12 protein-coding genes and 1 pseudogene are annotated in these 13,416 nt (G+C 36.2%); 1 reads left to right on the top strand and 12 read right to left on the bottom strand.

The features are described from left to right. Positions 1 to 125: 125 nt before the first annotated feature. From H1D32_RS18605 to H1D32_RS18595, 3 genes are all read right to left on the bottom strand, one after another. The gene (locus tag H1D32_RS18605; protein WP_261179738.1) at positions 126 to 1,439 is read right to left on the bottom strand and encodes a globin-coupled sensor protein; all 1,314 of its coding nucleotides are present in this window, start codon (positions 1,437 to 1,439) and stop codon (positions 126 to 128) included. Positions 1,440 to 1,677: 238 nt separating this feature from the next. Next, positions 1,678 to 2,418: a sulfite exporter TauE/SafE family protein gene (locus H1D32_RS18600; RefSeq protein ID WP_261179737.1), complete on the bottom strand. Its 741-nt coding sequence runs from the start codon at positions 2,416 to 2,418 to the stop codon at positions 1,678 to 1,680. A gap of 129 nt (positions 2,419 to 2,547) precedes the next feature. Then, complete coding sequence (locus H1D32_RS18595; RefSeq protein WP_261179736.1) at positions 2,548 to 3,249, bottom strand: pirin family protein; 702 nt, start codon at positions 3,247 to 3,249, stop codon at positions 2,548 to 2,550. A 135-nt stretch (positions 3,250 to 3,384) separates the two neighbouring features. Between H1D32_RS18595 and H1D32_RS18590 the strand changes: the two are divergent. Beyond that, a pseudogene (locus H1D32_RS18590) lies at positions 3,385 to 3,993 on the top strand (NAD(P)-dependent oxidoreductase); the annotation flags it as partial. A gap of 89 nt (positions 3,994 to 4,082) precedes the next feature. Here H1D32_RS18590 and H1D32_RS18585 read toward each other — a convergent pair. The 9 genes from H1D32_RS18585 to H1D32_RS18545 all read right to left on the bottom strand — a co-directional run bounded on the left by H1D32_RS18585 (position 4,083) and on the right by H1D32_RS18545 (position 13,337). Continuing rightward, a complete protein-coding gene (locus H1D32_RS18585) occupies positions 4,083 to 6,110 on the bottom strand; it encodes an ABC transporter ATP-binding protein (protein ID WP_261179735.1) in 2,028 nt (675 codons plus the stop codon). Then, positions 6,111 to 7,877: an ABC transporter ATP-binding protein gene (locus tag H1D32_RS18580; RefSeq protein ID WP_261179734.1), complete on the bottom strand. Its 1,767-nt coding sequence runs from the start codon at positions 7,875 to 7,877 to the stop codon at positions 6,111 to 6,113. It lies immediately after the preceding gene. A 660-nt stretch (positions 7,878 to 8,537) separates the two neighbouring features. Then, positions 8,538 to 9,164: a class D sortase gene (locus H1D32_RS18575; protein WP_261179733.1), complete on the bottom strand. Its 627-nt coding sequence runs from the start codon at positions 9,162 to 9,164 to the stop codon at positions 8,538 to 8,540. Further along, entirely contained in the window at positions 9,161 to 10,129 is a 969-nt protein-coding gene (locus H1D32_RS18570; RefSeq protein WP_261179732.1) for a processed acidic surface protein, read from the bottom strand. The genes H1D32_RS18575 and H1D32_RS18570 overlap by 4 nt, the downstream gene beginning before the upstream one ends. Before the next feature lie 301 nt (positions 10,130 to 10,430). Then, positions 10,431 to 11,105 (bottom strand): 3'-5' exonuclease, encoded by a 675-nt coding sequence (locus H1D32_RS18565; protein ID WP_314733451.1) that lies wholly within the window; start codon positions 11,103 to 11,105, stop codon positions 10,431 to 10,433. Positions 11,106 to 11,164: 59 nt separating this feature from the next. Beyond that, on the bottom strand, positions 11,165 to 11,596 hold the full coding sequence (locus H1D32_RS18560; RefSeq protein ID WP_261179730.1) for a putative nucleotidyltransferase substrate binding domain-containing protein: 432 nt from the start codon (positions 11,594 to 11,596) through the stop codon (positions 11,165 to 11,167). Then, positions 11,584 to 12,075, bottom strand: coding sequence for a DUF294 nucleotidyltransferase-like domain-containing protein (locus H1D32_RS18555; RefSeq protein ID WP_261180005.1), 492 nt, complete (start codon positions 12,073 to 12,075; stop codon positions 11,584 to 11,586). Before H1D32_RS18555 ends, H1D32_RS18560 begins: the two co-directional genes overlap by 13 nt. Before the next feature lie 35 nt (positions 12,076 to 12,110). After that, entirely contained in the window at positions 12,111 to 13,085 is a 975-nt protein-coding gene (locus tag H1D32_RS18550) for a CBS domain-containing protein (protein WP_261179729.1), read from the bottom strand. 69 nt (positions 13,086 to 13,154) lie between these two features. After that, positions 13,155 to 13,337, bottom strand: a complete 183-nt coding sequence (locus tag H1D32_RS18545; RefSeq protein ID WP_261179728.1) for a hypothetical protein — start codon at positions 13,335 to 13,337, stop codon at positions 13,155 to 13,157. Between the last annotated feature and the right edge of the window lie 79 nt (positions 13,338 to 13,416).

Raw genomic sequence — 13,416 nt, 5'->3', positions numbered from 1 at the left:
TCTTCGCTACTAAATTCTAAATGTAGTTGCGTAGAAACCATTGGCCACTACATTTAGATTGTTATAACTCTTTTGAGGTAATTATGAAATTCGCTCAATTCCAAAACGAAGGAGATGATTATTGCTTACAAATTTTTTGCGGTTTCATTTAAGTTCTCTGCTGAAGATGCTACAGTTGTTGTAGCTTCACCGATTTCTTCAATGACAAGAACCAAATTTTTAAAGTCTCCTTCAACTTGAATAACTTCCTGCATACTTGCCTCTAAAGAGTGTACAATTTGCGAGAAATTTTCTTTTGTATTGATTGTTTCTTTTCCACCTTCATCAATATAACCTTCGACTTGACTAAGCGATCTTGAAACATCATTCATAAATTGACTAGACTCTTCAATAAGCTTTTTAATATTTTGAACAGAATTTTTCGTTTGCTCTGATAATTTCCGTACTTCATTTGCCACTACTGCAAAACCTCTACCATGCTCTCCAGCCCTTGCTGCCTCAATCGCAGAGTTTAATGCAAGTAGATTTGTTTGTTCTGCAATGTTTTGAACGATGTTCACTACTTGTTGTATTTGCTCTGAAGAGTGGATTAATTTTTCCACTACTTGGCTCATTTGCATCGCACTTTTCTTAATTAAGTCCATTTTCATTTCTAGATCAATAATATTAGTATTCCCTTGTTTCGCAAGGTCTTGGGTTTCTTGTGACGTACTAGCACTTTGAATAATACGTTGACTAAGTACATTGGTACTTGAGACTAACTGCTGTACCGATGCACTTGTTTGCTCTGACAAAGCTGCCAATTCTTCACTTATGTCAGTAATATTCAATTTCAATTCATTTCTTATCATCTCGTATTCACGTTCACGTTGTAATAAATTTTCTTTTTCATAAGCTTCGAGAACCAATTGTTGCTCAAAGTTCAATAATTTACTAACAACTTTTAGCATTTTTGTTCTATTTTCAGGATCACTAATGTTTGTATGAATGACTTCGATTAGTGAACTAAACAGATTTTGAAACGCCCCCATATACCATTTAGGCTCTAACCCAATTCGAATATGAACCTTTGCTACTGTGATTCTTTTCCCAATAAAATCGGCATCAATCACTCCATTAAACATTTCGAGAATATGTTTTTCTAATGTAGTACGTAAGCGAGCTGTTGAACTGTGCTGGTCAATGATTGCTTTTAGATTATCTACTTTTAGAATGACATTATAAAATGTATCCACTAATGTTTGATGATTTTCTTTGATTAGTGGCTGTAGTCCTTTTATAATTTCAAGATCCTCATGTGTTAGGTCAATAATTTCTAATTGCTTTTTAATTTCGCCATCAACCTGGATTTCCGCTTGAAAATTTGGATCTACTTGTAACTCGTATCCTTTGTTATCTTCTTTGTTTTTCAATAAGTTTAAAATTTTAATTGGAATCATTCCTCTACAAAAGTGTCATATCGATTATACAGTTATTAAACACTTTATGTATAGTATTAAATTTCTAGGAAAAAGGAAGTTCACTTTTCTCTCGAAGGTTATTTGACCTCAAGAAATAAGGCACAGGACAAATTCATTTGTCCTGTGCCTCTTTAATTTACAAAGTTTACTTGACTACGGTCATAATGCAAATGGTAAAAAAAAATGGCTGTTGAGACTTTCTCAACAGCCTGAACGGTTAAATAAAGACCGCTAATTCCCAATATGTGATTGTATCCATTATTCCGATGATAATAATAATGACCCCTGCAGCTCGCTGTACAAACAGGCCAATTTTTCTACCTTTCTTCATAAAAGCTCCACTTAAGCCAAAATACCAAATAAGGAAAACAGCAATTAGGATCGGGATCGATGTTCCAAATGCAAAAATACTAGGAATAATGACACCATATGGAACCGCTAAAGCCATCGGCATTAACACAATAAAAAATAAAATAAACATCGTTGGGCAAAATCCCAAGGAAAAACTAAACCCTAATAAGAATGCTCCTAATTTTCCACCTTTTTCAGATTTATTCTTCCATAATGCCAACGTCCAACGCATCGTAAATGCTCCGACTAAATACAAACCGATTAAGATTAACATCGGGCCTAACAGCTTCCTAATCCAAGGAAAATACGCAATTAACGATTGTTGAAATTCAGCTCCAAGGATCCAAATGATTAACCCTAAACTTGAAAATGCAACCACCTTGCCTAAGATAAAAAGTAATGTTTCATTCCAGGCAGCTTTCTTTTGTAGAGATTGGTTTCCAAATAACGTAATTGCACTTAAATTTCCAGTAAATTGACAAGGCGCAAGTGCACCTACAATCCCAAGCAATAGTGCCGATAAGAGCGGTATATGTTCAGTCCCATAAGCTGCATTCATAAATGGTTCACTAAAAAAGTGACTTATTTGCTGAAAAAATTGATACATAGTTCCCCACCACTTTTCAATTTCGTTTTATTCTTTCATTTTTTCATAGATTAAACAAAAAATATAGAGGAAGTATGAAGAAACTATGGCAACTTAACATAATTCATAATTACTAATTCATAATTGCTACTAAGGAAGATCAATCAGCAAAAATCGAGTAGTTGCATTTGCATGAATCTTAAGTGTCGTCGTTTCCGTAATTCGAGCTGTATCACGTTTACCCAAGATAAATTGTTCATTTAAAAGAAGCTCACCATCGATCACAAATAAGTATATTTTTCGGCCAGTTTCTTGTGTAAAGGTCATACTTTTCTCCACTTCTAAATCAGAAATGTAAAAGATAGTATCTTGGTTAATATATGCCACATTTTTAGAGACATATTTTGATACAATAGGTAACAAATTATTTTTCATTTTTTCAATTTCATATTTTGTCTTTTCATAGGTAGGTTGTAAATTTACAGTGTCTGGTACGATCCATAATTGCAAAAAGTTAACTAAATTCTCTTTGGAAGGATTTCTTTCTGAATGAAAAATACCGGTCCCTGCAGACATTCTTTGAATTTCTCCAAAAGTTGTTGTAGCCGTATTCCCCTCACTATCCTCATGCTTTAGCTCCCCCTCTAAAACAATCGAAACAATCTCCATTTCTTTATGGGGATGCATCCCAAATCCATTGTTCGGTTGCACAATATCATCATTAAAGACTCGAAGTGGACCAAAATGAAGGTTGTTTGGGTCATAATAATTAGCAAAAGAAAAGCTGAAGTTACTTGTAAGCCAGCCATGTTCTGCTTTAAATCGCTCATTTGCGTGTATTAGTTTTATCATTTTATTGACCACCTTTCTGCATGTTTAGTATGATTTATTTCTATCGAAGTTATCGATATAGATTGAAAGTTGATTAATTATTTTTAGAAGGTTGCAACATGGAAGGAGAAGTAATGTGAAAATTTATTATTTGGTGCCACAGGTCGGGTCGGAACACAACTGCTTGAGCTTGCATTATCTGATGGGCATCATGTAACTGCCTTTGTTCGAGATCCATCCAAATTAAAATCTTCTCATCCTGCTCTATGCACTTTTGTCGGTAACGCTCTTAATAAAATCGATATCAATCAAGCCGTTCCAAGGCATGATCTTATTATAAGCGCAATGGGGACAGATGGGAAAGAAACATTATCAGAGAGCATGCCGAGAATTATTCAAGCCATGGAGGTTAATCGTATAAAAAGGATTATTACTATTGGTACTGCTGGAATTTTAAAGAGTAGGGTTTCACCAGAACTATATCGCTATCAGTCAGCAGAAACGAAGCGAAGAAGCCCACGTGCCACTCGTGCTGCCCAAGACCATCGATATGCCTATGAAGCATTAGCGCTTTCCAACTTGGATTGGACAGTTATTTGCCCGACATATTTACCTGATGGTGAAAAACTTGGTACTTACCGTCATGAAATTGACTTTCTACCTCTAAATGGCGAAAGCATATCAGTTCCAGACACCGCCCAATTTGCATATAATCAAATTTCTTCAAGCCAATTCCTAAACTATCGGGTCGGATTGGCCTATTAAATAAAAACCCTTTGTGTAAAAAATTCACAAAGGGTTTTTATTAATTGTTAATTTATAATTCATAATTCATAATTAACCTTCGAATCACTCTACACTATAAACTCTAAACTATTCTCTACCTTCTGACCAATTTGAAGCTGATACATTTGATAATACTTGCCCTTCTGATCCATCAGCTGATGATGGGTACCCTTTTCGACTATTTTACCGCCATCAAGGACTAAAATTTGATCAGCGTTCTTAATTGTCGACAAACGATGGGCAATAATGAAGGTTGTTCGACCTTGTTTTAGCACTTCTAATGCTTCCTGTATGATCGCTTCAGTTTCAGTATCGACACTTGCTGTGGCTTCGTCTAAAATCAAAATAGCTGGATTAAAAACGAGCGCTCTTGCAAATGAAATTAGCTGCCTCTCTCCAGCTGAGAGAGTACTGCCTTTTTCAATGACAGGCTCATCTATCCCATGTTCTAAGCGATTAAACAGTTTTTTTGCCCCTACATCTTGAATGGCTTTTTCTACTTGTGCTCTGGAAATTCGTGGATCATTTAAGCTAACGTTTGAGGCAATTGTTCCCGTAAAGAGGAAGGGGTCTTGAAGAACTATCCCCATGTGCTCTCTTAGTTCTTGCTTTGAAATTTTCGAAATATCAATTCCGTCAATTGTTATTTTGCCTTTAGTATGATCATAAAAACGAAATAACACATTCATAATCGAGCTTTTTCCAGAACCAGTATGACCAACTAATGCTACAGTCTCACCCTGCTTTGCTTCGAACGAAATGTTTTTTAAGACAAAGTCTTCTCCGTTGTATGCAAATGATACATCATCAAAGCGCACATCTCCTTTATATCTTGGTAAAGTTTCCGGTGATACAGCTACTCCTTCTTCATCTAATAACTCAAAGACACGTTCTCCAGCAACTCGAGCTTGCTCTAATTGAGCTAATTGATTTACTAATTGTGAGATCGGTTGGAACAGACGGTTTAAATAGTCAACAAAGGCATATAAAACCCCTAAGGAAATAACTGTACCAACGCCGAGTGATGATCCACCGAAATACCAGATTAAAGTGACGAATGCTATATTACGGAACACTCCAACCAAGTTGTGTGAAGTTAAGGAATTTAGCTTCAATAATTTACTTTGAAATGCAAAATGGTCTTGGTTAAGTTTTTCAAATTCCTGGTTTGATTTTTCTTCTCTTCCAAAAGCTTGAATAATTCGCATTCCTTGAATAGATTCATTAATCATTCCGTTAATTTCACTTAAAACAGAGCGGATTTTGTGATTATATTTTGATGCATAAATCCGGTAAAATTTAATCCAGATAAATAAAATTGGCACTAAAACTAAGCAAATCATGGCTAGTTTTACATCTAGTAAAAATAATGCAATATAAATCCCCGCCATGTAAACGATCGATGTGAAGAATGTAGCGAGTACGGTAACGTACAAATCACGAATTGCCTCGGTATCATTCGTGATCCTCGAAACAATTTTCCCTGCCGGAAGCCGATCAAAGTAACTCACTGGTAATCTTTGAATTTGAGCAAAAACATCGAGACGCATTTTTTGGATAATACGATTTGCCGACATTTGCAATAAATACTTTTGACCATAATGTAAAACTGCAGCAATACATATTAATCCAAAGTAAATCACCATGAGTTGGACTAACTTAGGAATTTCTGGTTTAAAAAACGTAAATGCTTCTTGATTTGTTAATTGACTAAATTCATAGCTTGCTACATCTCCTTGATAAGAAATGAACAGTCTATCTCCAATAATTTCTCTTTTACCATCAAAAGGAATTGCTTCATCTATAAAATAGTAGTTTCGATTTACTTGTAAGATTCTTACCTCTTTTATCAAGTTATGGTCTGTGACACGGTCCTCTCTAATAAAGTGACGATCTTGAAAGGTAACGGCAGCCTCATTTGTTGTAGTTTCATACCACGAGAACTCTACCCCTAAGATATGAGTATCAATCATCTTTTTGGCAATGAATGGCCCTGTCAACTCGGCCGCTACAGCAAGCGTAAGTAACAGTAACGCTACGAAAATTGATTTTTTATAAGCAAGTGCATATTGAAATAGTCGTTTACCTACACTCATTTAGTTCACCTGCCCTTCTGATGTGCTTGCTTCTAGAAGTTGGTGTTCATACTGCTGTTTGTACCACCCATTATTTTTAATTAGCTGCTCATGGGTTCCTTCCTCAACTACTTTTCCTTCCTCCAAGACGATTATCCAATCGGCATGCTTTACCGCAGATAATCTGTGCGTAGAGATAAACGTTGTTTTCCCGCCGCGTTCCCGACGAATATTTTCAATGATTTTAGCTTCCGTTTTCCCATCAACAGCAGACATCGCATCATCTAAAATAAGAATTTCTGGATTGACCAGTAATGCTCTGGCAATGGATATCCGTTGCTTCTGACCACCAGATAAAGAAACCCCTCTCTCACCTACTAGAGTTTCTAACCCCTTTGGTAAGGTTGAGACGTCATTTCGAAAGCTAGAAAGTTCAAGAACACGGTATAGTTCATGCTCACTAGCATCCTCTCTACCGAACAGAATATTTTCCTTTACTGTCTTTGAAAATAAAATTTGCTCTTGGGGAACGTAACCAATCCAACTTTTTAAAGTACTTATATCAATTTGTATTAAAGGAACTCCTGAAATTGTGATCGACCCAGTACCTATTGGATATTCCCTTAGAAGTTGTTTTAGTAGCGTTGTTTTTCCACTACCAGTTTTTCCAACTACACCTAATGTTTGACCTGGTTGTAACGTAAAATCAATTTCGGATAAATTATCTTTTTGAGAGCTTGGGTAGCGAAACGTGACGTTCGAAAAACGGATGGTCTCTGGTTTTGTCAAGCTCACTAGCCCACTACCATCTTGCACATCTGGTTCATATGACAGTGTTTCTGTGACGCGATCTAACGAGGCATTTCCCCGTTGCATAACATTTATTAATTCACCAATTGCAAACATTGGCCAAATCAACATTCCCAAATAAATATTAAAGGAAACGAGTTCTCCTAAAGTAATTTCATTATGAAAGACGAGAAATGCCCCGTAACCTAAACCAATAAGATAACTAAGACCAACTAAGATTTTGATTGTTGGTTCAAATAATGCATCTATTTTAGCAACTGCAATATTTTTTTGAAGAACGCCATCGGTAACATCATGAAACCGTTGTTCATCTGCTCCTTCTTGAACGTAGGCTCGAACAACCCGAACCCCAGCAATTGATTCTAATACTTGGTCATTCATATCACCAAAGGCATCCTGTGCCTTTGTGAAGCGTTCATGAACAATTTTCCCGTAAACTTTCATTAATAGCGCCATAATCGGCAAAGGCAAAAGTGCGGCTAATGTTAGTTTCCAACTTACGAGAAAGCCCATGGTTAACAAAATAATGAATAGAAACAAGGTTGAATCTACTAATGTTAAAATGCCAAATCCTGCGGTCATGGAAACTGCTTTTAAGTCATTAGTTGCCCTCGCCATTAAATCTCCTGTTCGATTTTTCTCAAAAAATGTGGGAGTCATCTTTAATAAGTGGCCCACCATTTTTGAACGGTACGTTCTTTCTAAGAGAAATGCACCGCCGAATAGTTTGTTTAGCCAGACGTAAGAAAAAGCATAGATTAAAAGAATTAATACTCCAAAGATGAGTATAATTTGAAAAAATTTTTCCCTAGTTAGTGTTCCTTGATGGATGGAATCAATTGAAATTCCAATTAACTTTGGCGGGATCACTTCTAATAAATTCACAATTGTTAAAAAAATAATTGCGATTGTATACTGACGCCAATTCTTTTTAAAGAACCAGCTTAATTTTTTAAGACTGAAAACAAGTGGGTTCATCCCCTTTCATTTTGTAGGGAGGTAAGAGAGTAGCTAACCACTCTCCTTCTCCTCTTTTGTTGATTTCTTTACCTTCTCCTCAAAATGTAAATGAGTTGCATAAGTTGTTCCATAAAACATTCCTCCAATAATTTTTTTTATATTAAATACCTAATTGGGTGAATTTCATATATCCAATAGTATCCTAGTGGCGGAATGGACAAGAAATTCATTAATAAGGCAGTAATACCATAGCCACTTTTCGTAAACCTTGCTCCTGCGGTTAGTCGTCATACAGAAAAATTTGTTAGCACAAACTTTTAGAAAATAACCATATCAAAACAAAAAGCACACCAGTAGTAGCGGTGTGCTCCTTATACGCAAAAGTGCGTACTGAAAATTAACGTGTCAGTATCTGAAATGAAATAATTTCTTCACTGAAACGTCATAAAAAAAGCGCATGCCACCATATAGTGACACACGCTTCATTGATTGGATTAAAGTACAAATAACTTTATAGAATCCAGGTGGGTCACTTTAGCTCGTATGAAATTAACGTGGTTTACTTTTTTCATTACAATCATTGTTAACCCTCCCTTTCCAAAATTTTCATATTTGTTAGTGCGTTTTAATATTACCACCGTTCAAAACTTTGTGTCAATCATATTTTTGAAAAATGTGCTAAATACGTTTTAGTTTTGAATTGATTAGGTCAGCGACAAGAACATAGCGTTGTTCGGCTGGCCCGATATAAGTAAATGGATAACAAGTACTCACAGTTAGCGTTGCCTTTGGCTTTGGAACAATAACTGTAAGATCATCAGCTTCTACAATCCTTACTTTCCTAACCTTATAAGTATAAACACCATTCGTACTTTCAACCTGAAGGACGTCACCCTTTGTGACACTACCCAGCTTCCGAAAAACAGTATCGCGATGTCCACTTAAAACAGAATTGTTTTGTTCACCTGGTAAAGCGGTCCCAATTACATGCCCAACCCCCCGGAGAAGTTCATCCTCATTTGTGCCATGAAAAATTGGGATCGCAATATTTAACTTAGGAATATGGAGCTTACCGATTTCCTCACCAACTGTTGGTGTATATGCTTCCGTGAATCGTTTAGACTTACCTACTGCCCCTAATTTTTCACTTACATTCCTAGCTTCACTAACTTCAATTTTTTCAACAGCATTCATTCCTTTATAAATAAGGAAGACATTAAAAAGCAAGACATATAAACCAAAAATGATTAGAATTGTCCCAACTAGGAAAACTCCTATTTTTCCACTCTTTTTCGGTGTAATCAATGGATAGCTCTCCTTCTAGCTACTACTACCATCAAGACACCAAAACTAATGATCAACACACTTAAGACAATATTCTCGATAAAATTTGCTGCTGTAATCGGAAGCTTAGCGGTAGCTAACATTTCACTGTACTCTCCCGCAAGCTTGGAAATTTGTCCTAGTTGATCTAGAGACTCGTACATTAAATGAGAGGCAAGCATGTCCTCACTAAAGGCTAAAGTTGCTAAAACATCTCCCTCTAAATTATGAAGCGCCATAAACAAACTATACCCTTCTAATTCATCACGATTTACTAGGCTTTGTAGTTCAATTGGAGACATCGTCTCGTCTTTTACTAGGTAAAACCTAGCATCCAGTTGGAATGCAACAAACATTTGCTCCCAAAGTGCAAAAAGTTGCTCTTGCTCCTCTGGCGAAAGCTTAGCCACTCCTTGTAAATAAGAGAGCTCTTCTAACCCTTTAAACACAGGATTTAGATTTTGCTCCAGAATATCCTTATCAACCTTACCTATATGCTCAAATAAATTCTCCATTTCATCCTCGGTTAAACCAAAAAGAGAGAGAAAATCATTGGCGATTGAGAATTCTTCATGGTGACCTAAGAAAAACTGCACATCTAAGTCTAAATCATCTATAAATTTATAGTCATCTAATGTTTCCCCATATTCAGCTAATAATTGTTCAAGATCGCTATGGGTCATATCATATTTACCTAATAACTCATTAAGATTTTCGTTAGTAATAGGGGTACCAAGAAACATTTCTAATTCCTCTAAGGATTCAAAGTCCCCTAATTCATAATCAAAAAAGCTTAAATAGTCTATGAGGTCTCCAGTTGTCCAGTTAATTGAGGTTAAATACTGATTCAACTGAGCTTCATTTACTTGAGCGTTTGCAGTTGGTTGCAAACATATTGAAGTAATCATTACAAAAACACATGTAAACAAGAAAACACTACGCTTCATTATTGATCCTCCTACATCATGAAATAATAAAGGTAGTGTTTGTTACATGAAGAAAAATATACCATTAGTTAAAATGACTATTATCGCAAAGTTTGTTGCTTTCGTAAAAATCCCAAAAACCGGATTTTTACACATGAATACTAAAATTTGACTACTTATTTAGTAAATCGTGCTCTTTTCTTACTCAATTTATTGGGTGATATCTTCATCTAAGGAATTTTTCCAATTATTTTAGGTTAAAAAGCAACAAGTTTTTTTGTGCGACGAGTAACCGCAGGAGCAATGTTATAGAAAAGAGCCTTTAAAATTGAAAAGTCCTTGTGCGGTTATTAACATCGAGTATTTGCATTAAATCTGCTAATGTATTTTTACCGCGGTCTTGAATTAGCTTTAATAACTCACAAAATAGGTGGGCAGTCGTAAGCGCGTCACCAATCGCTGAATGCCTTTGATAAATTTTTGTACTAAATGTCTTTGCATAATTTTCTAAGTCTCTCATATCCCATGACGGATTTAAGTAACCAATCAAATCAAGTGTATCGAGACAAAGTGGTGAAGCAAACGTATACTTTTCTCTAGCTAATTCCTTTTTTAAAACCATAAGGTCAAAGCTAATGTAATGTCCAACTAAACCGTCACTACCACATTCTTCAATAAAACGAAAAAAGTCTTCTATTGATTGTAATGCTTCAGGAGCCTCTTTAACCATCTGATTATCAATTCCAGTAAGTGTAATAATCTCATCAGGAATAAGACGGTTTGGATTAACAAAGGTCTGAAAGGTTTTATCGGTTACCGTTAAATTTTCAATATGAACAGCACCAAGCTCAATCAAGCGATCACTAGCACCAATAGCAAAACCAGTAGTTTCGGTATCAAATACCGTAAAAGCTAGTTTATCTAAGGGGGTATTTAGTGACGGTTTTCGGTCTAACTCATAAGTCATCATTTTACGCTTCCAGAACAATCCCTTCACTCCCCTTTTAGTAGTTCTTAAAATCCTATGGAATACCGTCAGAATTTTACATTTACTTATTAGAGCATTCCAAATGCGCCTAATAGTTGTTGTTGCAATTCTCGAACCGTTTTTAAGGCTTTAATTAACGCTTCTTTTTCGCGAGATTTAATATGGGTAAAAATGATCTTCCCTGAACCTTTTTCTCCACGCTGATATTTCAACCATCCATGCGATACCCTAATCCCTAATATCACTTCAAAGGCATCCCTTACTTCATCAGCAAACACTTCTTTAAAAACCCCTAAAACTACAAGAGCATTCATTCGATCTACCGGCGTACCTTCTACAACCCCATGTAGAGTGGATAAAGTTTGCAGACAATGATGCAACGGAAATAAAGCATCCATTTTTATATCAATTGAATTCCTCTCTAAACGAAACATTGCACGGATTGGGTGGTCTAAGTTTGGCACAGGTCGTTCCTTTTCCAATTCTGCTAGTCGATACAAATTGTCCCTGATTCTTTAACACTACTTGTTACCATCCTTTTAAACTGATCGTTTAACACTTCATCACCGTACAACATGCGGAATGAAAAGAAATTTTGTACTAATAGCAAATTTTCATTCGTGGCTCGTAATGACCAACTTTTTAAACGGTCTCTCCACTTGTTAATTGAGCCTCGCCACATTTCTTCATTTGCCATCATTTTACCAATGCATCGTTCGTACCCAGCTTTTTCTAAAAAAAAGACAATTTCTTCGCCTAACTTCTCAAAATAATGAGTAACTTCTTCATCATCCTCACCGCTTTCATAGACTAGGAAATGATCTTGATCTGTTAATAGAAACTGTTCACCTCTCCCACCACTCCCCATTTGGTACCAGCAGAATTGCACTGGTGGCTGACCTAAGCCCTTTTTTTCTAATGATTTCACAGCCAGCTCTACACAATGTTTCACTAACCGATCATAAAGCTTGGTGATAATTTCTAGTGTATTTAAGATAGGAATTCGATCATTGATTAAACTAGCAAGAACTTCATAAATGGCTGTCTTAACTTCTGATAAATTGGCCTCGGTCGATTGTTCAATCGTTTGTAAAATTTGTAGAGTACCATGATTTTTTTTCGCAGTAAATCAGCTAACGTGATTACACCAACAACCTTTTGTTCTTGAATAACGGGGAGATGCTTAATCCCGTTCATAATAAAACTCGAGAGTGCTTCATAATAATAACTATCTCTCGAAATGGTAATTGGATTAGGTGTCATGATTTCTCGAACTACATTTGAGAGCGGGCGTTGTCTTGAAATCACCCGACTAACTAAATCCTTTTCCGTAATAATACCTACTAATCTCTCATTCTCCAAAACTAGCACTGAACTTTTCGAGTGATCGACCATTTTCTGCGCAGCTTTCTGAATTGTTTCGCTTGCCTCGATCGTGATCGCTGGCGCAACCATAATATCTTGGACTCTACGCACAAAAGGCTCGCTTTCACCCCATTGACTAGCTAGTTGTATTTGCTCTGCCAGTGAAGCATAAATATCCTTCAACCGAACAGCCACTTGTCTTAAAACATAATCCCGTACCTGCTCATCAATCCAACGTTCCTCAAGAACAGAAAAAGGAATTTGCAAACAATATGAGTCTTCGATCGCTATTACACTAACCGTATACTTTGTATGATGATGTGTCTTCTCTCCTAAAAAATCAGCTAAACTAGAAAAGCCAATCGTATCACCAGTTTGTAAAACTTCTAATACCTCTTTATGCTGTTGGTTTCCCTCGCCCTCAACATAAACCTCAACCATCCCCTCAAGCAGTAGCAACAATCCTTCTCGAGGTGTCTTAGAATACAAAACCTTGGCTGCCTTTTGATAGTGCTTTAAGGAGCACTTCTCTATCAACCTGAAAAATTCTTTTTCAACTAACCCCCGAAACAACGGATGCTTATATATTTGATGATACAAACTTTCAATTTTACGCTCCGCCAAATAAGGCTCCCCCTCAGAAAAAAATTCTTTTCTTTCTCATAAATTACGTTCACTTAAGACTCTCCCTTATTATAATATTTTCCAATTATCATCGCTATATTTGTTTGAAAATTTATAATATTTAAATTTAATATCCAATTGGTATCTAGCCGTGCCTGGATAAGGAAAGCGTGGCGCCTGCATACCCGTGACTAGTAAATGCTCTTCCAACAAAAGTGACTTTTTCACTTGGGATTGGATTGTTTTGACCATGATCCAAGAACATCCAGACTCTTAACGAAGAGTAACTGTATCGACTGAAAACAACTTCTTTAAGACAAAAGGAAGATGG

Origin of the sequence: Anaerobacillus sp. CMMVII, from assembly GCF_025377685.1 — a bacterium.
Classification (GTDB): domain Bacteria; phylum Bacillota; class Bacilli; order Bacillales; family Anaerobacillaceae; genus Anaerobacillus.
Note: the sequence above shows the minus strand (reverse complement) of the source record. Positions and strands in the feature narration are given on the sequence as shown.